Origin of the sequence: Rahnella bruchi, from assembly GCF_003614975.1 — a bacterium.
GTDB lineage: Bacteria > Pseudomonadota > Gammaproteobacteria > Enterobacterales > Enterobacteriaceae > Rahnella > Rahnella bruchi.
Genome location: NZ_QZWI01000018.1, coordinates 63,460 through 83,191 on the forward strand (window position 1 = coordinate 63,460; position 19,732 = coordinate 83,191).

A 19,732-nucleotide genomic window follows, 5' to 3' on the forward strand; every position below is an offset into this window, starting at 1 on the left:
ACGGGAAGGCTTTTTTGATGACTTCCACTAACTCCTCCTCCGCCAACCTCCCAAAGACCTCATTCCCACTGTTTTCCCCTCAACCCGCATACTTCGGCGCTGACCGAAGCGTCCTCTTTTTACCGGTATTAAGCTGCGTGAAATTCATGAGGGAGAACAAAGATGATCGCAGTACTTTTTGAGGCAAACGCAGTACCCGAAGCCCGCGAGCGTTACCTTGAGCTGGCGGCTGAACTGAAACCTTTATTGTCGGACACGCTGGGATTTATTTCGATTGAGCGATTCGAGAGCCTGAGCACATCCGGAAAAATTCTTTCTTTGTCGTGGTGGGAAGATGAAGAGTCGGTAGCCGGATGGAAACAGAATGTGATGCATCTAGCCGCGCAGAAAGAGGGGAAACAGTCGATTTTTTCATACTACAGGATTCGTGTTGTCCGCGTATTTCGTGACTATTCTTCCGACAAATCTCCGAATCAGCCTTCCGGTAAAGGAGCGCATCAGCATGTATGACATTCACGTGATCCTCGACAACACTCCGGGTTCGCTGGCCACACTGGGACGTGTTCTGGGTATCAACGGAGTGGGTCTGGAGGGCGGCGGTGTATTTACGACACCGGAAGTCGGGCACGCGCATTTCCTGATTGAAGAAGGCGAGAAAGCTTGTCAGGTTCTGACAGATGCCGGGTTTGAGGTCAGAAATGTGTCCCGTCCGCTGATCAGGAAATTACCCCAGAAACAGCCGGGCGAACTCGGTGAAATCGCCCAGACACTCGCCCTCAATGGCATTAACATTCTGGTACAGTACAGTGACCACGATAACCGACTTATTCTGCTCACCGATGACGACATCCGTGCGGCAGAAGTCACCCATCAATGGGCAGTACCTTCTGAATGAATTTTCTTAAAACCGAATACGACAGTGAGCCGGATGATTCTCTTGAGAAATCCATGTCACTGGTGGCTTCTGCAATATCTGACCCTTCCAGGGTCAGTATTCTGTGTGCGCTGAGGGACGGACGCGGCGTGGACGGCGACCGAACTCAGCGCGGTGGCAGGCATCGCTAGCGAGTTGCCCCTTGTCGAAGCTGCAAGAGCAGCGGCAGACGGTGGTGATTTAGCCGCATATATTTCTGCGCAGGGTGGGGCGAATGTCCCACGTGATGAGCAAACAGTAAGTGATCCTGCCCATATTTAGTTTCATAAAATCAATGACCTATATCCTAAGCGTCAATGTTCTGCTTTGCTTGTTCTATGAGTGTATAGAATTCATTGAAATCAAAATTCCAAATTTTCCCTGTATGGGGACATGGGAAAATTTCAATTCGGATGCCATTATCAGGCTCGTTGGACACTTCAGCCACCTGATCGGAATCAGAGTAGATTTCATAAACAACGTTTTCTCTGTCTGGCAAACTGGCCAGTTGTGCGGTTAATTTACTCATTTTGGTGGCTCCAGAAATCCTATTAACTTCCCTTGGGGGTCATACCTCAGACCCCGACCGTCTGTTGCAATAATATCAGTTACTTGACCAAACCGACCAGTGTTGCTGAATAGGACTTTTTTGCTTTCGTCGTTTAAAATGCCATCAACGATACTTTGCCCCTGTTCATTTATTGCGGCAGTATTTCCCTTAACGGGTGGAAATGCACTTCCACTACGTCCCCCATGTTTTTGCAGGGCACGTCCTGCTTGAGTTAAATCTCCCTTATCTAATAGTTTTGCACCATCGGATAACTGCTCGAGTGTAAAGCCATTAATGTTCTGCGGCTGCGTCAATTTCTCTAACTGACTAATCTCACCCGCGGCACCCATTCGACCAAGACCTAATCCCGCTGCCGCAGAGACAATAGCAATAGCCGAACCTGCGGTTGTCTCATTCAGCATCTGATCATAACCTGCCGGAGCTTCACCGCCGAGCTGTTGCGCAGTTTTGGCATAATCTGCAATGTTGCCATTGTAAACTCCGCCAGCAGCTAATAACCGCCCGGCAGCTTTACTATTGATTGTCTTAGTTGACTGGGCGTGTTGAACAGGTGCTGAACCCCAACCCCCGTAATCATATTTCTGAGTTGGAAGGGCTTTTACACCTTGTCTTTCAGCTACGGCGAATTCATAAGCATCCATAGCCTGTCGAATAAACCATTCGTGGTACAGGTAGGTTCTGTCACAAATCAGGTCACCATTTTCATCAACGTAAAATGGGTTTTCGACCCAATTCCATTGCTCAGTGGTATCCACACCAATCAGCCAGCCTAACTGAAGATGCTCTTTTATTGAGTCGTAAATGGGATCCACATACCCGGCCTGTGCGCGTCGCCATGTGGGCTGTCGTGAGTAAAGGCGCTCAGGAACACTAAAGGGACTGAATCTGCTGCGGTAATTTCGCTCATCCAGATCATAGTGAGTTTTAGATTGTTCTAAAGCGTGCTCGGGTGAGCAGATAAAGGCGAAGTCCTCTGGGCGGAGTTCCCATTCAATTTCACGGCCTTTGTAGAGTGTAAACATGATGCACCTGCTAATCCTTGCAGTTTTGGTTGATCAGATTTTCATCATATTACTTTTTTGACTTAACCGAAATTATTGTATTTATATGCCTAAATAACATTTAGTTAGTGAAGTAAATGCATGCATCAAAACCGCCAAAAATATGGCGATTTATTCAGCATCAACAATGCTTAAAGCGCATAATCAGTAAACCGCACCACCTCTTCTCCAACCCACTCGTTTATCTCCTGAATGCGCTCCTGCAAAAGAAACCAGCTCATTAACATTCTGGTACAGTACAGTGACCACGATAACCGGCTTATTCTGCTGACCGATGACGACATCCGTGCAGCAGAAGTCACCCATCAATGGGCAGTACAATCTGAATGAATTTTCTTAAAACCGAATACGACAGTGAGCCGGATGATTCTCTTGAGAAATCCATGTCACTGGTGGCTTCTGCGATATCTGACCCTTCCAGGGTCAGTATTCTGTGCGCGCTGATGGACGGACGCGCGTGGACGGCGACCGAACTCAGCGCGGTGGCATGCATTGCGGCTTCGACGACCAGCGGGCATCTTACGCGGCTGCTCAGCAACGGGCTGGTAATTTGCCTGACGCAGGGACGCCACCGGTATTACAGTCTGGCCGGGCATCATATCGCCGGATTGCTGGAAAACCTGATGGGCGTTTCCATGCATAATCACGCGGCGTTTGTGTCACGGACGCCGGTCGTTCTGCGTTACGCACGTACCTGTTATGACCATCTGGCCGGAGAACTGGCGGTAAAAATCTATGATTTCATGCTGAATGAAAAATGGATTGAGTCTGATGGCAATGCGCTGACACCCGAAGGAAAAGCCCATTTTCAACGTATTGGCGCAGTGCTTGATCCGCGTTCGCGCCGTAAACCTTGCTGTGGGTGTCTGGACTGGAGTGAAAGACGATTCCATCTGGGCGGGGATGCGGGACAAGCATTGATGACGCTGTTGCTGCAAAAAGAGTGGATCACCCGCACGCCGGGCTATCGCGAAGTGAGTGTCACGGACAGCGGCAGAATTGCGCTGAGTCGCCTGTTCAGTTTGAATTTGAGTTGATCTCATCCTTAACACCCGTCTGGATGTTAAGGATGGCCTGTTGTGACCTGCTAAAATTGGCTTAAATTACGGCTTTCGCCCGCTGTTTCACGGCATAAATCAGTACTACCGCGAAGCACACCATCGGCAGCGCGTAGGACACCGCCGTGTTGTAGTGGTCAGCAATCGCACCCATCAGATACGGCATCACCGCGCCGCCAACAATCGCCATGATCATCACTGAGCTGGCGCGTTTGGTTTGTTTACCCATGTTCTTCACGCCCATCGCAAAAATGGTCGGGAACATGATCGACATGAAGAAGAATATCGCCACAAGCGCAATCACCGAGACGTTATCAATCCCCGCAACGACCACACCGCACAGCACAATATTGATGATGGCATACACCACCAGCAGCGTGGCAGGGCGCACAAATCCCATCAGCCAGGTGCTGAAGAAACGCCCGACCATGAAGCTGATCATGCCGACTGACAACAGGTATGAGGCGTTCTGATTCGACAGCGTGTGCCAGTGTTCGGTGGTGTAGTTAATGAAGAACGCGCCGACGCCAACCTGTGCCGCCACATAGAAAAATTGTGCGATCACGCCGCCGGTGAAATGGCCGTGCTGCCACAAACTTTTAGCGATGCCGTGGTCTTCAGACGTGCTTTGTTCGCGGATGTCCGGCAGTTTGGTGCGCCCGAACAGGAAGGCGATCAGCAAAACTAATACGGCAATGGCGACGTAAGTGGTTTTGACCGAGGACAGGCCATCCGCCGTGGTGCCCTGCGTGGCGGAGAAGAACAGCGAACCGCCGATGATCGGGCCGATAAACTGACCTAAGCCGTTGAATGACTGAGAAAGGTTCAGGCGGCGTTCCGCACCGGCAGGATCACCCAGTACGGTGGCGAACGGGTTCGCGGCAGTTTCGAGGCAACCCAGACCCAGGGCAATCACGAACAGCGCGAACAGGAACATGCCGAAACTGCCTGCGGAGGCGGCGGGGACGAACAGCAGCGCGCCCAGCGCATACAGGCATAATCCGACCAGGATCCCGGCTTTATAGCCGAATCGGTCCATGAAGAAACCCGCGGGCAGGGCGATGATGAAATACGCCCCGAAATACGCGGCCTGTAACAGGCCGGACTGGGCCTTGTTGACGTGTAACACTTCCTGGAAATGCTTATTCAGGACATCCAGCAGCCCGTAGGATAAACCCCACAGGAAAAACAGCGTGGTGACCAGGATGAACGCCAGTCGGAAACCGGACGTCGTTTTGCGCTGCGCATAAGCAGGCGCGGCAGTTTTATCGGCGAGCATAGTGTATTCCTCAGTATCTGGTAACGCATGTAGGGGTTCAGCTCAGGTGGCTGATTTTTTTATGTCAGATATCGTGAAAAACGTGATTAACTCCCTCATAGCAGGGAGGTTTTTGCTATTTCTGTTCAGCCAGCGAAAAAATCTTCTCCATTTCTACCCATTTTTCACCGGCAGGCGTCCACGGCGTGGGGCGCTGATATTTCCACATCAGGGCTTCCCATTCGCAGACCTTTGGATCCTCCAGACTGCGGCGTTCGAACAGCCCGCTGTCAAAATCTTCCGTGGTTTCCATCACCATCATCAGCCGGTTGCCCAGCCGGTAAATTTCCATCTCTGCGATGCCATAACGACGCAGATGCACGGTAATTTCCGGCCAGATTTCGCGGTGATAACGCTGATATTCTTCGATAAGCGCCGGATCGTTCGCCAGATCCAGCGCCTGACAATAGCGGCGCGTCATGTCAGCGCCCGGTCGAGATGCATATAGCCGCCGTCCACGGTCAGCCACTGGCCGGTGGTGTGCGAGGCGCGGGAAGAGAGCAAAAACACCACGGTATTGGCGATTTCCTGCGGCGTGGTCATGCGCTGACCCAGCGGAATATGCGAGGTGATTTGTTGCAGCTTCTCCTCGGGATGGTCGAAGCTTTTTATCCAGCGTTCATACAACGGCGTCATCACTTCTGCCGGTATCACGGCGTTCACGCGGATACCGTCGCTGAGCAACGCCGCCGCCCATTCGCGGGTCAGCGCCAAAATGCCGCCTTTGGCAGAGGCATAACCGCTGGTATTACCCTGTCCGGTTAACGCGGTTTTCGAGCTGATATTGACGATGGAACCCCGGCTGGCGCGCAGGGCGTTCAGGCTCAGGTGCGCCATCAGATAATAGTGAACCAGATTTTGTTCGAGCGACTTCACAAAGGCTTCGCGACCCGCTTCCAGCCCGACACTGTCATTGGCACCGGCATTATTCACCAGCCCGTCGATGCTGCCATAACGGGTAAGAACGTCGTCCACCGCCACCTTACAGCTGGCTTCGTCGCGCAGTTCGGTCAGTACAAAACTGGCCTGCGGTGAAAGCTGTTGAAGCTTATGCATCAGTTCGTTGGCCGGTTCGGTATTACTGATAATCACCGGAATGGCGCCTTCTTCCGCCAGCGTCAGCGAAATCGCTGCGCCGATGCCGGAACCGCCGCCGGTGACCATCACCACTTTATTTTGCAGATGCAGATCCATCAGTCATTTCCTGTAATCGGTAAAGGCTGTAATTGATAAACCGTGCAGGCGTTGCCGCCGTAAATGGCTGCCTGCTCGTCACTACTCAATGTCGTCGTGGCCTGCTGGCATAAATCCCACGGATTTTCATCCGTATCAGCCAGCAGACACACCGGCCAGTCGGAGCCAAACATCAGCCGTTCAGCACCAAAAACCTCCAGTGCGGCCTCGAAATACGGCAGCAGGTCGCGTGCCGACATGCCCGCAGGCCGCGGCTCGGTCAGCAGGCCGGAGAGTTTGCAGCTGACGTGTTTTAACGCTGCCAGCGGCGCAACTTGCTGCTTCCAGTGCGCCGCACCCAGACTCAGATCCGGTTTGCCGAAATGATCAAGCACCAGAAAATAGTTGTCATGGCGTTCGGCAAACTGCACGGCATCCCGCAGATGCCGGTGCGTCACCAGAATTTCATAGACATATTCCTGCTTCTGAAGCTGCCGGAGGCCGGCATTAATGGCCGGATCTGCCAGCCATTGCGCGGGCGCAGGTTCGTCCTGTACCTGATGACGAAAACCGCGCAGCAGCGGATGCGAAATCACGTCCAGCGCCTGTTGCAGTGCGGGCGAAGACAGATCCACCCAGCCCGTGACGGCGCGCACAAAGTCATGTTGTCCGGCGAGTTCCAGCAGCCAGCGCGTTTCCTGCACAGAAGAACACGCCTGAACCAGAACCGTGCCCTGAATACCGTGACGTTGTAACGCGAGCTGCAACGTCTGTGGCAATAAATCCTGCTTCAGCACCGCCATCTCATCGCTTATCCAGCGGTAATCCTGCGGCGTGTAGCGCCAGAAATGCTGGTGGCTGTCGATTCGCATCATCGGCGTTCTCCTCGTGCTTTCTCTCGCATGGGTTTCAGGCGTGATGGCGGTATTTTTCAATCGACGCCTGATGCATTTCGATGGAGAACCCCGGAGCCTGCGGTGGCATATACGCCGCGCCACGGATGTCACACGGATGCACAAAATGCTCGTGAAGATGGTCAACGTATTCGATGACGCGGCCTTCGTGCGTTCCGGCGATGCACAGATAATCAATCATCGACAGATGCTGAACGTACTCGCATAACCCGACGCCGCCTGCATGCGGACACACCGGCAGATTGTATTTGGCGGCCATCAGCATCACGGCCAGCACTTCATTCACGCCGCCCATGCGGCAGGCATCAATCTGCACCACGTCAATGGCTTCGCGCATGATGAACTGCTTGAACATGATGCGGTTCTGGCACATTTCACCGGTGGCGACTTTAACCGGCGCAACGGCCTGGCGGATTTTGCGGTGGCCTTCGATATCGTCCGGGCTGGTCGGTTCTTCGATAAACCACGGTTTGGCAAAGGCGAGGGCATTCACCCACGGAATGGCGTCGTTGGTTTCCCACACCTGATTGGCGTCGATCATCAGTTTGCGATCCGGCCCGATGACTTCGCGGGCAATGCGTACGCGGCGGATGTCATCTTCCAGGTCACGCCCGACTTTCAGTTTCAGATAATCAAAACCGGCATCGACCGCTTCCTGACACAAACGGCGCAGTTTATCGTCGGGATAACCCAGCCAGCCTGCGGACGTCGTGTAACACGGATACCCTTCTGCCAGCAGTTTCTCTGTGCGTTGCGCCTTGTTGTCAGAACGCTGCTGCAATAGTGTCAGCGCTTCCTGCGGCGTGATGCAGTCGGTGATGTAACGAAAATCGATGCAGCGCACCAGTTCTTCCGGCGACATATCCGCCACCAGTTTCCACAGCGGTTTACCGGCGGCTTTGCTCCATAAATCCCACACGGCATTGACTACCGCACCGGTCGCCAGATGGATCGCGCCCTTGTCCGGGCCAATCCAGCGCAGCTGACTGTCACTGGTGAAATCGCGCCAGAATTTGCCCATATCGGCGGTGATACCCGCCAGTTCACGTCCGACAATCAGATGTTCCAGCGCTTTAATGGCTGCACAGCAGATTTCATTGCCGCGCCCGATAGTGAACGTCAGGCCGTGACCTTTAAGCGTCGGATTGTCAGTTTCGAGGATCACATACGCGGCGGAATAGTCCGGATCCGGGTTCATGGCATCCGAGCCGTCCAGCGCCAGCGAGGTGGGGAAGCGCACATCTTCAACACGTAAAGCGGTAATCGTTGTCATCGCAAAAATCCTTTAGCTATAAGACGTTATGCCTGCACCGTCTTCTGACGTTGCTCACCCAAACCTTCAATCCCGAGACGCATTACCTGTCCGGCCTTCAGATACACTGGCGGTTTTTGCCCCAGCCCGACGCCCGGCGGGGTGCCGGTGGAAATAATGTCGCCCGGTTGCAGGCTCATGAAACGGCTGAGATAACTGATAATTTCGGGGATCTGGAAAATCATGGTGCGCGTATTGCCGTTCTGATATCGCTTGCCGTCCACTTCCAGCCACAGATTCAGCTGATGCGGATCGTGAATTTCATCCGCCGTCACCAGCCACGGGCCGGTCGGGCCAAAGGTGTCGCAGCCTTTGCCTTTGTCCCAGGTGCCGCCGCGTTCGATCTGGAATTCGCGCTCGGACACATCGTTAATCACGCAGTAACCGGCGACGTGCGACAGGGCATCCGCTTCGCTGATGTAACGCCCGCCGGTGCCGATCACCACGCCGAGTTCCACTTCCCAGTCGGTTTTGACTGAATCGCGCGGGATTTCCACGTCGTCATTCGGCCCGACAATCGCACTGGTCCATTTGCTGAAAATCACCGGTTCTTTGGGGATTTCCGCGCCAGTTTCCGCAGCGTGATCGGCGTAATTCAGACCGATACAGATGAATTTGCCGACTTTGCCGACACAGGCACCGAGTCGCGGTTCACCGCTGACCAGCGGCAGGCTTTGCGGATCGAGCTGGCGCAATTTATCCAGCGTTTCCGGCTGTAAAAATTCGCCGCTGATGTCAGCGACATGCGCACTGAGGTCGCGCAATTTGCCGGTGCTGTCGAGCAGGCCGGGAAGCTCAGAGCCTGCATTGCCGTAACGGAGTAATTTCATGGTCAGTGTCCTTCTGTGAAAGTCAGAGGTTTAGAAGTCAGAATGTTAAAATTCAGTTGCTCCAGCCACCGTCAATAATTTGCACGGTGCCGGTGGTGTAAGAGCTGGCGTCGGAGGCCAGATACAGCGCCAGTTGCGCGATTTCTTCGGTTTTGCCGATGCGCCCGATGGGCTGGCGGGAAACAAACGCCGCATACACTTCTTCTTCGCTGCGCCCTTCGGCCTGCGCCTGAGCGGCAATGCGCTGGCGCAGGGAAGGAGATTCCACCGTGCCCGGACAAATCGCGTTGCAGCGAATGCCGCGGGTCACGTAATCCGCCGCGACCGAGCGTGTCAGGCCGATAACGGAGGCCTTTGAGGCGCTGTAAGCAAAGCGGTTCGGTACGCCTTTGATGCTAGAGGCGACCGAAGACATATTGATAATCGAGCCACGGTTGTTACCGAGCATGGCGGGCAAAAAGGCGCGGATCATGTGGAACATCGCTGTCACGTTGAGATCGAGCGCAAACTGCCATTCGCGTTCGGTACACGACAGGATGTCGCCACTGTGGACCACGCCCGCGCAGTTGAACAGCACATCGAGCGCACCGGTTTCTTGCGCCAGCACGGCAATCGCCTGCGGGTCGGTCACATCGAGCAGGCGCGGGGTGATCCCCGGAATATCGTGCAGTGCATCGATGTTGATATCGGTGGCAATCACTTCTGCTCCTTCGCGGGCAAACAGCGTTGCGGTGTTAAAACCGATGCCCTGTCCGGCTGCGGTGATCAGAACTTTTTTCCCTGCCAGATTCATAACAATTCCCCATAAATAATCATTTTAAAGGCCTAATGGTCAGGCCATTGGAGGTGAAAAAAACGCGTGATAAGCAGTGCTTTTTGCTAAGATGTTCGGCAAGCTTCTACTTAAAACGCTATTTCGTTTAACCAAGTTTTTACATGCATAAAACAAATCAGCAAGATTTTTGTCCGGAAAATGCTAGCTGAATCACTTAATGAGAATTGACCTCAGGTGTCCGATGCCGATAAAAAAATTAGAAAATCCCAGGATTTACAGGCAGATAGCTGACCAGCTAAAAACGTTAATTGATAACAAAGAATTTCCGCCCGGCAGCCGTCTTCCCGCCGAGCGTGAACTGGCCAGTCAGTTGCAGGTCAGCCGGGCGTCAGTGCGGGAGGCGCTGATTGCGCTGGAAGTGATCGGATTGGTGGATGTACGGGTCGGTAACGGCGTGATTGTGCGTCAGCAACCGTCGAAGCCTGCCGCGCCTTCGCAGGAACCGGTGATGTCGCTGGCCGGGCGCAATCAATGGGCGGACGTGGATGATGAGCTGAATATCGAGCTGGATTTCACCGCAGAATTGCCACCATTTTCACTGTTACAAACCCGACGTCTGATAGAGCCTGAAACCGCTGCGATGGCGGCAAGAAATGCGACAGACGAAGAACTTGCGGCGATCAGAGCAGCCTATGAGCAGAACTGTCGCGATAACCGCAATGGTTCCGCGACGCATCCCGGTGACCGGTTATTTCATATCCGTATCGCTCAGGCCAGCGGAAATCCGGCGTATGCGTTTATCATCGCGCACCTGCTCGGTCACCGTTACGGCACCATGTTCCGCAGTCTGCAACTCCACTACACCCCGCAGGATATGCCGCACCGCTCCGAGATTGAGCATCTGGAGATCCTTACAGCGTTGGAAGCAAGGGACAGTCGCGCAGCGAAGAAAGCGATGAAAGATCATCTTGATGCCGTTATTAAGATTTTTGGGCAGGGGTAATAAAGACCACTGCATCTGACCACTTATTTTTTAATGCGATTTCATACCGGCGGCTGTCAGCATCGTTTCTATCAGCGCAGGCACTTTTTTTGCAGGCTGCGTATCAGGAACAGGGTTCCCCGAGAAGGGATCTCGGCGTGTATTTCGTGCGGATTCTCCCAGTCGCCTTCAATGGCTGCACATTTGGACGGCTGATATTCCGGAGTATTCAGGCCGTGAGCGACGCCAACCATGGCCTAAATCGGAGCGATGATCAACGCCATCCACAATGCCATGAAAACAGTTTCCAAACCGCAGCCGTGTCGATGCCGCGAAGCAGATGCCAGGCAGCGAATGCAACGACAATGAATTCACGGGCGAGGATGGCCTCGCAGAATAATTGATGCGAAAATCAGCAAATATGATGAAGCACCACTGTCTCGCTCGTGCTATTGGTGACGCAGCCTGGCAGGGTTTCATTATGAAAGTGGAATATAAAGCCGCAGCCGAAGGTGTTCATCTGGTCAAGCTAAATCAATGGTTTGCCAGTTCGAAAACCTGTCATTGTTGCGGTCACAAAATGGCTGTTATGCCGCTACATAAACGCATATGGCAATGCCCTACCTGTAATACTGAACATGACCGAGACATAAACGCGGCGATGAACATACAGAATAAAGGCATAACAGAACTTATGGCGGCGGGACTCGTCGTTACTGCCCATCGAGGCCAGTGTAAGTCCGTCATAAAGGCGGTTGCAGCCTAAGAAGTGGGAAGCCTCGCCGTTTACGGCGGGGAGCAGTCACGCCCCGCCATCCTCCAGCCTGCTGATGTGCAGGCTGAGCCAGGTCAGTTCATCTTTAGGTAAGATGATGGCGTATTTTTCCTGCACATAATCGCGTATAGACAGGGAGACCGCCATCGCGGCAGGGCGATGGCGAAGCAGCTCCTGATAAAAATCCTCTGTTTCACTGGCTGCGATTTTGCCGCTGAGGATCCGTTCTGCAAAATACCGCACATGGGTGATGAAACGGTTGTAGTTCACTGAGTCAATATCGAGGGTTTTGTTCAGTTTATAACGGACGATTTCGGCGATTCGGTTTACCAGTTCTACCTGCTGATGGGCTGTGGTGGTGTCGTTGTCACCTGACGCATTAATCAGATGAAAAGCAATATTCACCGCTTCGTCGGCAGGCAGGGAGATATCGAAACGCGCACTGACCAGTGCGCTGGCCTGGCGGGCGATTTCGTATTCTTTCTGATAATAGCGTTTTATCTCCCAGCTCAGTTTATTCACAAAGCTCTGTTCCTTTCGGCAGCGTTCAACCGCAAAAAACAGATGCTCCGTGAGCGTGAAAAACAGCGCGGAATGGAGTTTTTTGACATAACGTTGTTGCGCCAGCTGAATAATGTCATGGGTGACATCAAAAAAGGCCACAGGAATGGTGGCCGTCAGTGACAGAAAATGGCGCGATTTCAAATCCTGTATCGGGATAAAAACCTTCTCGACGAGCGCAATATCAATCTGAATGCCGGGCTTTGCGTTGAACCCCAGCCCTTTGCCAAACAGCACCATTTCCTCCTGCTCATTTTCAACCAGAAGCATGCTGTTATTGAGCGATTTCTTCACTGTAATCACGGTCTCTTCCTGCGGCTGATTGTCACGATTACACCATGTCCGCGCCATTTGTCGCGATGACTTTCTGGTACCAGTAAAACGAGTCTTTGCGCAGACGTGCCAGAGAGCCTGCACCTTCATCATCCTGATCGACATAGATAAAACCATAACGCTTGGACATTTGCGAGGTTCCTGCGCTGATGATGTCGATCGCCCCCCAGGTCGTAAAGCCCATGACCTCAACGCCCTCATCGATGGCGTTTTTTACCTGTTCGAAGTGGGCGCGGAAATAGTCGATACGGTAATCGTCATGAATTTTTCCAGCGACGACCTCGTCTTTCGCCCCGAGGCCACATTCGACGATAAACAGCGGTTTCTGGTAGCGGTCATACAGCTCAAGCAACGAGATTTTCAACCCGACCGGATCAATCTGCCAACCCCACTCTGAGGCCGGAAGGTAAGGGTTTTTGACGCCAAGAATGGTGTTGCCGGGAATACGTTCTGCATCCGGCTGCGTGGATTCCGTCAGCGACATGTAATAGCTAAAAGAAACGAAATCTACGGTGTTAGCGCGGAGTGTTTCAGCATCACCGGGTTGCATTTCAATGTGGATCCCGCGGCGTTCGAGGTCACGCGTGACAAGTGGCGGGTAGGCACCAAACACCTGCACGTCCGCGTAGAACAGGTTTTCGAGATTTTTTTTCAGCGTGGCTTCTACGTCTTCGGGTTTACAGGTGCGCGGGTAGGTGGTCAGTTTGGTCAGCATGCATCCGACCTGGCTGCCGGGAATGATCGCGTGGCAGTCGCGGGTGACCAAAGCCGATGCCACAAACTGATGATGCAAACCCTGATAGATATCCTGTTCCGCGCAGCCTTCCGCACTTTTTTCCTCCCTGATCCCGGCGGTGGTAAAGGGATGACGGCGAATGCTGTCGATTTCGTTAAACGTCAGCCAGTAAACCACCAGGTCTTTGTAACGCTCAAAACACATGCGACAGAAACGCACAAAGGCATCCACCACGTTACGATGTACCCAGCCATTGTATTTTTCGCTCAGCACCAGCGGCATTTCGTAATGCGACAGTGTGACCAGCGGCTCGATGTTGAGCCTTCTCATCTCGCTGAATAAATCGTGATAAAACGCCAGTCCGGCCTCATTCGGCTCACTGTCTTCTCCGGTCGGAAAAATTCGCGACCAGGCGATGGACACGCGCAAAACCTTACAGCCCATTTCGGCGAATAACGCCAGATCCTCTTTATAGCGATGGTAGAAATCTATCCCGCGGCGTTTTGGGTACAGCTCGTCGTTTTTCCCCTTAAGTGCATCCGCGATATTTTCATCGGTCAGCGCCATGTGTGCGCTGTAATCTTTGAGCGAGACATTGGGTTTCCAGGTGATGGCATCCGCCACGGAAGGGCCTTTGCCGTCGATATTCCATGCGCCCTCCGCCTGATTGGCGGCGATAGCGCCTCCCCATAAAAAGTTTTTCGGAAACGATGGTTTACTGGTCATTACACGGACTCCTTTAAAGTCATAACAACGGGGCGATGATTAATCTGTAAGGCGGCGGGTGCCGGTTCTAACGTGAACCGCTCGCTGTTGGTGATCACCATAATGACCACCGGGTCAAACCCGGCACGGGTCAGGGCATCCACATCAAATTCCACCAGGATGTCGCCGACGGACACCCTTTGTCCGGTTTCAACGTGGGGGATAAATCCCTCGCCGTTCAGCTTGATGGTGTCGATACCGATGTGGAAAATCAGCTCTATGCCAGTGTCGCTGAGCATACTGACCGCGTGGCCGGTCTCGAAAACATTCACGATCACGCCACTGGCAGGCGCGCTGAGCACACCTGCCTGAGGAATGATGGCAATACCCTCACCCATGATGCGTTTGGAAAATACATCGTCATTCACCTGCTCAAGCGGGATGACTTTCCCCTCTACCGGCTGCACCAAATCCAGTGAACTGACCACGGCCTCAGCAGGAAGCTGCATACTTTTCTCTTTCCACAGCATAAGCGCACTGACAAAAGAGACGCCAAAAGCAATCACCACGCCGGCGAGGGCATAGACGATATTCATGCTGTTTTCAGGGGAGACAAATATTGAGATGGTGGCTAAACCCGGCCCGACCAGCGCGAAAGCCTGAATGCCCATCCAGCCGACAAAAGCACCGCCGACAAAACTGCCCGCCAGCACGCTGTAAAGCGCCTGCTTGTGCAACAGTGTGACCCCATAAATCGCAGGCTCGGTAATGCCGAACAAAGCGGAAATACCGGCAGAAAACGCTGTGGACTTCAACGCCTTATCTTTACTTTTCAGGGCGATGGCGAAGCAGGTGCCTGATTCGGCAATGTTGTGCGCCAGCGACGCCGGTAAGTAGATGAACTCGCGCCCGAGCTGGCTCATGGAAGAGATGGCATACGGCAGCATCGGTTTATGCATCCCGGCGGCGACCATGAAGGGCAAACCTGCTGCCAGCAGCGCCGTCGCGACGAAGCCTAAGTGACCGTATAACCACAGGATGACTTTGGCGAGACCCGCGCCAAGTTCATATCCTAACGGACCGAGCACCAGCAAGGTCAGGGGCACGGTGATCATCAGGGAAAGCATGGGCGAAAGGAAAACGCGCACGGATGACGGCGTATACCGGTTGAAAAGTTTCTCTGTCTGCGCATAAAAAAGGACACATAAAATGGCCGGAAAAACCTGCGAGGCATAGGGGACGTTCTTCAGATCCAGCGAAAGAAACTGCGCGCCGTCAGCCAGATGTTTTGCCATGCCCGGCAACACCATGACCGATACAGCTGAAACCGCCACAAGAATGTTCGCCCTAAGTTTGGTCGCCGTGGTGATCGCCACCAGTATCGGCAGAAAATAGATCGGCGCTGAACCAATATTATCCAGTACTTTCCAGGTCGAACTGCTGCGACTCAGCCAGCCGAGCGCATCGAGCAGCAATAACAAGGATTTCAGGACGCCGCCTCCGGCAATGGCCGGAACCAGCGGCTGGAAGACGCTGATAATGAAATCCACCACGACGGAGAGCACGCGGGTGTTATTTGGCTTCGGCTGAGTCTGAACCGGCGACGTCTGGCCGCTGACCAGTTCTTTGACGGCGTCATATACCCGGATCACTTCGCTGCCAATCACCACCTGGCACTGAACATTGAGCCTGACCCCCAGCACGCCGGAAATTTTTTCCAGCGCGGCCTGATCGGCCTTTTCATTGTTATAAAGGCTAAGCCGCAGCCGCGTTGAACAGTGTTCAACGTGTTCAATATTCTCTACGCCGCCGACCCGCGCCACAATTTCCTGAGCAACTTGCAGATGATTCATAGCCACCATTCCCGGAGCCGAAACAAAAAAAAAGACCTGAAGCCCCATCACCTTACAAAGAAGAGGATGGGGCTTCAGGTCTTGCCTACGCTGGGTAGTAACACGCCTGTAAACCATTTCTGATTAATTACGTCCGGAAGTCAACGTAATCATCTGAAAGACAACTGTAAGTGTGAACTGGTTGGCAAAATTGTGGACCGACGTCCATCGAGTTGACCTTAAAGGCCTGTTCGGGTGGTAACCCAAGGTTTAAAGGCTGTCATTTGCAGCGGCTCACTACAAAACCAAAAACTCCCTCCCTTCGAATCTTCAACGCTTCATCAACTGTCAGGCAGATGCCGCTTGAGTTTGAGCGGTTGCTCAAGTATCTTGCTGGCCTTGAGCGCTTGCTCAAAATCTATCTGAGGCACTTTTTATGTTCGTCAATAACCGCTGGCTGATACTTGCGATTGTCACCAGTACACTCTTTTTAATCATCATTGATATGACCGTGTTGTACACCGCGTTACCGCGCCTGACGCAGGCGCTGGGTGCCACGGCATCGGAAAAATTATGGATAGTGAACGCCTATCCGCTGGTGGTCGCCGGTCTGTTACCTGGCGCGGGAATGCTCAGTGACCGTATCGGGCACAAAAATCTCTTTATGAGCGGGCTGCCGGTGTTTGCGCTCGCTTCCCTGTGCGCGGCGTTTTCTGCCAGCGCCGAAATGCTGATCGCCTCCCGCGTGTTTCTGGCGATTGGCGCAGCGATGATGATGCCTGCGACGCTGGCGATTGTGCGCCATGTCTTCACCAACGAACGTGAACGTGCGCTGGCGATAGGCATCTGGTCGGCGGTGGCGTCCGGCGCGGCGGCGCTCGGGCCAGTCATCGGCGGTGTGCTGCTGGAATATTTCTGGTGGGGATCGGTGTTTCTGGTCAACGTGCCGATCGTGCTGGCCGTATTCCCGTTTGCACAGGCGCTGATCCCGCGCGGTGAAGGCAATAAACACCGTCCTTGTGATTTTGCCGGTTCTGCGATGGTGATGGCGGGGCTGGTCGGGGTGATTTACGCACTGAAAGAGCTGAGCCAGATTAACTCGTCATGGCTGGTGATCTTGGGTTCTGCCGCTTTCGGTGTGCTGTTCCTCGGCTTATTCGTCAGAAGACAAAAGAAGGCTGTTCAGCCGATGATCGACTTTTCACTGTTCCGCAACCGCGCCTTTGCCTGCGGCGTGGGCGTGGCGATCACCTCTATGATTGCGCTGATCGGTATCGAACTGGTGCTCAGCCAGCGGTTACAGCTGGTGCTCGGACTGACGCCGTTTATGGCGGCGATGTTTATTCTGCCGATCCCGGTGGCGTCTGCACTGGCCTCGCCGCTGGCGGGTATGCTGATCCCGCGTGTCGGCGTGCGTAAAATGATGCTGGGCGGCTTCGCGATATCTGCCCTCGGCATCGTCATTCACGCGCTGGTCTATGATGGCAGCGTGGTGATGCAGTTAGTGAGCCTGTTTATTTTAGGTTTTGGACTTGGTGGCGCAGTAACAGCGGCTTCCACTTCGATCATGCTTAATGCCCCGGAAGATAAGGCCGGAATGGTCGCGGCGATAGAGGATGTATCGTGGGAAATGGGCGGCGTGCTCGGCGTGACGTTGCTGGGTGGCCTGATGACCGCCGTTTACAGCCGCAGCCTGACACTTCCGCACGGGCTGGTCAGCGGTGAAACCGCGTATGACAGTCTTGATGAAGCATTAACGCTTGCTGGTCATCTCAGCCCTGAACAGGCTTCGTTGCTGACAAATCTGGCGAGAACTGCGTTTGATCAGGCGTTTCTGGCGGTGCTGATTTCTGCGGCTGCGCTGGTGATTGCCAGTGTGGTGGTGCTGAAAATCGTGCTGCGTAAGTCCGTGGGCACACGCCGGGCTTCCTGATAAAATGCCGGTCTGAGCACCTGCTCAATGTCATTCCAGGGCCAGTACAGGATGAATTATGAAAGAAAACCGGGAAGCGTTAAGGGCTAAGATCCTTGACGGAGCCATCAGTCTTTTTATCGAAAAAGGGATTGAGAAAGTCACGACGCGCGAACTGACGGAGTACGTCGGGATTTCCCGCAGCCACATTTATCATTATTTTCCTGACTGGCAAACGTTGTGTATCGAGGCGCTGTCGGTAGTGATGATGGCGGAGCTGAAAGAGTTTTCCGCTGAAATTGCTCCGCTCGAACCCAAGGCAAAATTGCACACGCTGGTGTGCAATTATCTGCCCGATACGCAGGGTGATATCTGGCAGTTGTACGGATCGCTGTGGCAACTGGCGGCGCATAACGAGGCTTACGCCGAACTGGCGCGGCTGATGGTGCATAAGTGGCTGGCACTGCTGGCTGAGATCATCCGCGCCGGGATCGACAGCGGCGTGTTCCGCCCGACCGATGCCGGACGCGTCACCCGCCAGTTATCCGCCATCATGAATGGCTATTCCGACCAGCTGATCGTCATGCCTTCTGCCGAAGCCCGTCAGGAAGCGATGGATGATATTTTGGATTTTGTGACGTTGGTGCTGGAGAAATAATCCCATTCTCAGGCGGCTTTTTCCACCGAAGTGGCCCTGAACATCGGCTGCGGGCAGTCACTCATTTCTGGGCCGAAATCCCCTTACTGATGAAATCTTTTAGCACTCTTCCGGCAGATTCAATATGCCGGAAGGTTTCCTGCCGTGCCGCCTCTGCGTTGCCTTCCCGGCACGCATTAAGAATCAATTCATGTTCATGCTGAAATGCCTGAGTTGCTGAAAGCAGTCTGCGCTGAAAATGTTCGTACCTTTCTATCTGATTACGTAACTCGTCGATCATCGCCAGCAGGCGCTTATTTTGACATCCGCGGTACAGCAGACCGTGAAACTCACGGTTGTGCTCTCCTTGCCTGTCGGCGTCTTCGGCATTCCCCAGCAGTGTGTGCGTGAGTTCAGCTCTGGCCAGTGTTTCGGCATCCATATTCTGCACGCTGTTAAATATTGCTTCCCCCTCAAGTAAAGCCCGCAGTTCATAAATCTCAGCGATATCCTCAACAGACAGTGTTCTGACCACCGCCCCGCGGTTTCTGAAAATATCCACCATGCCTTCCTGCTCCAGAAGCCGGATAGCTTCCCGCATCGGAACACGGCTGACAGCAAACTGGCTGGCCAGATCCCTTTCAACCAGCCGCGAGCCATCAGGCAGCGAGCCATTGTTAATCATCTTCCTGAGTGATCCGGCAAGCATTTCGGCGGTGGATTGAGGTTTCAGCGTCATCATTTTCTCCTGTACATTATGGAATAATGGTATACCATTTTTGACGTTAAAGGGAGAACTATCCCTATCCACCCCTCAGTTTCCCCTTCTTACCAACGACAGGAGCACCGGCTATGGCACATCGCGAGCATCATTATCAGGTCAAAATTGAATGGACAGGCAATAAGGGTCGCGGAACAGAATCCTATAAGGCTTACAGCCGCGATTATGATATTTCAGAAGGGAAGAAACAAAGCATTGCCGGTTCATCAGACCCTGCATTTCTGGGTGATGCCACGCGCTGGAACCCTGAAGACCTGCTGGTAGCTTCAGCTTCAGCCTGCCATCAGCTCTGGTATTTGCATTTATGCGCCGAGGCGGGTATCGGTGTTGATTCTTATATCGATAAGGCTGAAGGGGTAATGACAGAAGGTGAGAAAGGGTGTTTCACGAGTATCACACTCAAACCCGACATTGCGATCCGTGCCGGGGATGATATTCAGCTCGCGAAGGAACTGCATCACCGCGCACATGAACTGTGCTTTATCGCGAATTCACTGAACTTCCCGGTACTGTGTGAACCGGTGATTAGGTATTGTTCAGCGTCTTAACGGGC

At 53.4% G+C, this 19,732-nt stretch carries 21 protein-coding genes and 4 pseudogenes; 11 read left to right on the top strand and 14 right to left on the bottom strand.

The annotated features are described in order from the left end of the window. Nucleotides 1-162 precede the first annotated feature (162 nt). The 4 genes and pseudogenes from D5398_RS22005 to D5398_RS25690 all read left to right on the top strand — a co-directional run. Complete coding sequence (locus D5398_RS22005; protein WP_120509531.1) at nucleotides 163-510, top strand: antibiotic biosynthesis monooxygenase family protein; 348 nt, start codon at nucleotides 163-165, stop codon at nucleotides 508-510. Further along, the gene (locus tag D5398_RS22010; protein WP_120509532.1) at nucleotides 503-895 is read left to right on the top strand and encodes an amino acid-binding protein; all 393 of its coding nucleotides are present in this window, start codon (nucleotides 503-505) and stop codon (nucleotides 893-895) included. The genes D5398_RS22005 and D5398_RS22010 overlap by 8 nt, the downstream gene beginning before the upstream one ends. Beyond that, a complete protein-coding gene (locus D5398_RS22015; protein WP_415838491.1) occupies nucleotides 892-1,065 on the top strand; it encodes a hypothetical protein in 174 nt (57 codons plus the stop codon). The genes D5398_RS22010 and D5398_RS22015 overlap by 4 nt, the downstream gene beginning before the upstream one ends. A gap of 13 nt (nucleotides 1,066-1,078) precedes the next feature. Next, nucleotides 1,079-1,174: pseudogene (locus tag D5398_RS25690) on the top strand (replication A protein); the annotation flags it as partial. 46 nt (nucleotides 1,175-1,220) lie between these two features. On the opposite strand, the gene D5398_RS22025 reads toward D5398_RS25690, so the two are convergent. Both D5398_RS22025 and D5398_RS25540 read right to left on the bottom strand, forming a co-directional pair. Further along, nucleotides 1,221-1,442, bottom strand: coding sequence for a hypothetical protein (locus D5398_RS22025; protein ID WP_120509533.1), 222 nt, complete (start codon nucleotides 1,440-1,442; stop codon nucleotides 1,221-1,223). Then, nucleotides 1,439-2,506, bottom strand: coding sequence for a DUF8093 domain-containing protein (locus D5398_RS25540; protein ID WP_208646047.1), 1,068 nt, complete (start codon nucleotides 2,504-2,506; stop codon nucleotides 1,439-1,441). Before D5398_RS25540 ends, D5398_RS22025 begins: the two co-directional genes overlap by 4 nt. Before the next feature lie 258 nt (nucleotides 2,507-2,764). Here D5398_RS25540 and D5398_RS22035 point away from each other — a divergent pair. Both D5398_RS22035 and D5398_RS22040 read left to right on the top strand, forming a co-directional pair. After that, a pseudogene (locus D5398_RS22035) lies at nucleotides 2,765-2,875 on the top strand (amino acid-binding protein); the annotation flags it as partial. Then, nucleotides 2,872-3,582 (top strand): ArsR/SmtB family transcription factor, encoded by a 711-nt coding sequence (locus D5398_RS22040; RefSeq protein ID WP_120509534.1) that lies wholly within the window; start codon nucleotides 2,872-2,874, stop codon nucleotides 3,580-3,582. The pseudogene D5398_RS22035 and the gene D5398_RS22040, both read left to right, overlap by 4 nt. A 61-nt stretch (nucleotides 3,583-3,643) precedes the next feature. Here the strand turns inward: D5398_RS22040 and fucP are convergent, their stop codons facing one another. The 7 genes from fucP to D5398_RS22075 form a co-directional block, all read right to left on the bottom strand. Beyond that, nucleotides 3,644-4,882, bottom strand: coding sequence for an L-fucose:H+ symporter permease (gene fucP, locus D5398_RS22045; protein WP_120509535.1), 1,239 nt, complete (start codon nucleotides 4,880-4,882; stop codon nucleotides 3,644-3,646). 115 nt (nucleotides 4,883-4,997) lie between these two features. Next, nucleotides 4,998-5,342, bottom strand: a complete 345-nt coding sequence (locus D5398_RS22050) for an L-rhamnose mutarotase (protein WP_119824157.1) — start codon at nucleotides 5,340-5,342, stop codon at nucleotides 4,998-5,000. Next, nucleotides 5,339-6,115: an L-fucose dehydrogenase gene (locus D5398_RS22055; RefSeq protein WP_120509536.1), complete on the bottom strand. Its 777-nt coding sequence runs from the start codon at nucleotides 6,113-6,115 to the stop codon at nucleotides 5,339-5,341. The genes D5398_RS22050 and D5398_RS22055 overlap by 4 nt, the downstream gene beginning before the upstream one ends. Further along, nucleotides 6,115-6,969 carry an amidohydrolase family protein gene (locus tag D5398_RS22060; protein ID WP_120509537.1) on the bottom strand — a complete coding sequence of 285 codons (855 nt, stop codon included), beginning with the start codon at nucleotides 6,967-6,969 and terminating at the stop codon, nucleotides 6,115-6,117. The genes D5398_RS22055 and D5398_RS22060 overlap by 1 nt, the downstream gene beginning before the upstream one ends. Nucleotides 6,970-7,003: 34 nt before the next feature. Continuing rightward, nucleotides 7,004-8,281, bottom strand: coding sequence for an L-fuconate dehydratase (locus tag D5398_RS22065; RefSeq protein ID WP_120509538.1), 1,278 nt, complete (start codon nucleotides 8,279-8,281; stop codon nucleotides 7,004-7,006). Nucleotides 8,282-8,307: 26 nt separating this feature from the next. After that, nucleotides 8,308-9,150, bottom strand: a complete 843-nt coding sequence (locus tag D5398_RS22070) for a fumarylacetoacetate hydrolase family protein (protein WP_120509539.1) — start codon at nucleotides 9,148-9,150, stop codon at nucleotides 8,308-8,310. 52 nt (nucleotides 9,151-9,202) lie between these two features. Then, nucleotides 9,203-9,943 carry an SDR family oxidoreductase gene (locus tag D5398_RS22075; RefSeq protein WP_120509540.1) on the bottom strand — a complete coding sequence of 247 codons (741 nt, stop codon included), beginning with the start codon at nucleotides 9,941-9,943 and terminating at the stop codon, nucleotides 9,203-9,205. Nucleotides 9,944-10,166: 223 nt separating this feature from the next. Here D5398_RS22075 and D5398_RS22080 point away from each other — a divergent pair, with 223 nt between their 5' ends. Beyond that, a complete protein-coding gene (locus D5398_RS22080; RefSeq protein ID WP_120509541.1) occupies nucleotides 10,167-10,928 on the top strand; it encodes a FadR/GntR family transcriptional regulator in 762 nt (253 codons plus the stop codon). Between the two features lie 152 nt (nucleotides 10,929-11,080). Here D5398_RS22080 and D5398_RS25695 read toward each other — a convergent pair. Next, a pseudogene (locus D5398_RS25695) lies at nucleotides 11,081-11,295 on the bottom strand (cytochrome ubiquinol oxidase subunit I); the annotation flags it as partial. Between the two features lie 21 nt (nucleotides 11,296-11,316). Here D5398_RS25695 and D5398_RS22085 point away from each other — a divergent pair. Beyond that, nucleotides 11,317-11,673, top strand: a pseudogene (locus D5398_RS22085) (RNA-guided endonuclease InsQ/TnpB family protein); the annotation flags it as partial. A gap of 36 nt (nucleotides 11,674-11,709) precedes the next feature. Here D5398_RS22085 and D5398_RS22090 read toward each other — a convergent pair. Genes D5398_RS22090 through D5398_RS22100 form a run of 3 tightly spaced genes read right to left on the bottom strand, consistent with a single transcriptional unit; the run spans nucleotide 11,710 to nucleotide 15,870 of the window. Further along, on the bottom strand, nucleotides 11,710-12,546 hold the full coding sequence (locus D5398_RS22090) for a PRD domain-containing protein (protein WP_120509559.1): 837 nt from the start codon (nucleotides 12,544-12,546) through the stop codon (nucleotides 11,710-11,712). Nucleotides 12,547-12,574: 28 nt separating this feature from the next. After that, nucleotides 12,575-14,038 carry a glycoside hydrolase family 1 protein gene (locus D5398_RS22095; RefSeq protein ID WP_120509543.1) on the bottom strand — a complete coding sequence of 488 codons (1,464 nt, stop codon included), beginning with the start codon at nucleotides 14,036-14,038 and terminating at the stop codon, nucleotides 12,575-12,577. Then, nucleotides 14,038-15,870, bottom strand: coding sequence for a beta-glucoside-specific PTS transporter subunit IIABC (locus D5398_RS22100; protein ID WP_120509560.1), 1,833 nt, complete (start codon nucleotides 15,868-15,870; stop codon nucleotides 14,038-14,040). The genes D5398_RS22095 and D5398_RS22100 overlap by 1 nt, the downstream gene beginning before the upstream one ends. Nucleotides 15,871-16,285: 415 nt before the next feature. Here D5398_RS22100 and D5398_RS22105 point away from each other — a divergent pair, with 415 nt between their 5' ends. Continuing rightward, on the top strand, nucleotides 16,286-17,782 hold the full coding sequence (locus D5398_RS22105) for an MFS transporter (RefSeq protein WP_120509544.1): 1,497 nt from the start codon (nucleotides 16,286-16,288) through the stop codon (nucleotides 17,780-17,782). 58 nt (nucleotides 17,783-17,840) lie between these two features. Continuing rightward, entirely contained in the window at nucleotides 17,841-18,419 is a 579-nt protein-coding gene (locus D5398_RS22110; RefSeq protein ID WP_120132325.1) for a TetR/AcrR family transcriptional regulator, read from the top strand. Nucleotides 18,420-18,480: 61 nt separating this feature from the next. Here the strand turns inward: D5398_RS22110 and D5398_RS22115 are convergent, their stop codons facing one another. Continuing rightward, entirely contained in the window at nucleotides 18,481-19,137 is a 657-nt protein-coding gene (locus D5398_RS22115; RefSeq protein ID WP_120509545.1) for a GntR family transcriptional regulator, read from the bottom strand. Between the two features lie 113 nt (nucleotides 19,138-19,250). Here D5398_RS22115 and D5398_RS22120 point away from each other — a divergent pair, with 113 nt between their 5' ends. Next, complete coding sequence (locus D5398_RS22120; protein WP_119824223.1) at nucleotides 19,251-19,727, top strand: OsmC family protein; 477 nt, start codon at nucleotides 19,251-19,253, stop codon at nucleotides 19,725-19,727. Nucleotides 19,728-19,732: the final 5 nt, after the last annotated feature.

Coding starts and splice junctions, on each gene's coding strand:
- D5398_RS22005 (WP_120509531.1), top strand. CDS start 163: ATGATCGCAGTACTTTTTGAGGCAAACGCAGTACCCGAAGCCCGCGAG.
- D5398_RS22010 (WP_120509532.1), top strand. CDS start 503: ATGTATGACATTCACGTGATCCTCGACAACACTCCGGGTTCGCTGGCC.
- D5398_RS22015 (WP_415838491.1), top strand. CDS start 892: ATGAATTTTCTTAAAACCGAATACGACAGTGAGCCGGATGATTCTCTT.
- D5398_RS22025 (WP_120509533.1), bottom strand. CDS start 1,442: ATGAGTAAATTAACCGCACAACTGGCCAGTTTGCCAGACAGAGAAAAC.
- D5398_RS25540 (WP_208646047.1), bottom strand. CDS start 2,506: ATGTTTACACTCTACAAAGGCCGTGAAATTGAATGGGAACTCCGCCCA.
- D5398_RS22040 (WP_120509534.1), top strand. CDS start 2,872: ATGAATTTTCTTAAAACCGAATACGACAGTGAGCCGGATGATTCTCTT.
- fucP (WP_120509535.1), bottom strand. CDS start 4,882: ATGCTCGCCGATAAAACTGCCGCGCCTGCTTATGCGCAGCGCAAAACG.
- D5398_RS22050 (WP_119824157.1), bottom strand. CDS start 5,342: ATGACGCGCCGCTATTGTCAGGCGCTGGATCTGGCGAACGATCCGGCG.
- D5398_RS22055 (WP_120509536.1), bottom strand. CDS start 6,115: ATGGATCTGCATCTGCAAAATAAAGTGGTGATGGTCACCGGCGGCGGT.
- D5398_RS22060 (WP_120509537.1), bottom strand. CDS start 6,969: ATGATGCGAATCGACAGCCACCAGCATTTCTGGCGCTACACGCCGCAG.
- D5398_RS22065 (WP_120509538.1), bottom strand. CDS start 8,281: ATGACAACGATTACCGCTTTACGTGTTGAAGATGTGCGCTTCCCCACC.
- D5398_RS22070 (WP_120509539.1), bottom strand. CDS start 9,150: ATGAAATTACTCCGTTACGGCAATGCAGGCTCTGAGCTTCCCGGCCTG.
- D5398_RS22075 (WP_120509540.1), bottom strand. CDS start 9,943: ATGAATCTGGCAGGGAAAAAAGTTCTGATCACCGCAGCCGGACAGGGC.
- D5398_RS22080 (WP_120509541.1), top strand. CDS start 10,167: ATGCCGATAAAAAAATTAGAAAATCCCAGGATTTACAGGCAGATAGCT.
- D5398_RS22095 (WP_120509543.1), bottom strand. CDS start 14,038: ATGACCAGTAAACCATCGTTTCCGAAAAACTTTTTATGGGGAGGCGCT.
- D5398_RS22100 (WP_120509560.1), bottom strand. CDS start 15,870: ATGAATCATCTGCAAGTTGCTCAGGAAATTGTGGCGCGGGTCGGCGGC.
- D5398_RS22105 (WP_120509544.1), top strand. CDS start 16,286: ATGTTCGTCAATAACCGCTGGCTGATACTTGCGATTGTCACCAGTACA.
- D5398_RS22110 (WP_120132325.1), top strand. CDS start 17,841: ATGAAAGAAAACCGGGAAGCGTTAAGGGCTAAGATCCTTGACGGAGCC.
- D5398_RS22115 (WP_120509545.1), bottom strand. CDS start 19,137: ATGACGCTGAAACCTCAATCCACCGCCGAAATGCTTGCCGGATCACTC.
- D5398_RS22120 (WP_119824223.1), top strand. CDS start 19,251: ATGGCACATCGCGAGCATCATTATCAGGTCAAAATTGAATGGACAGGC.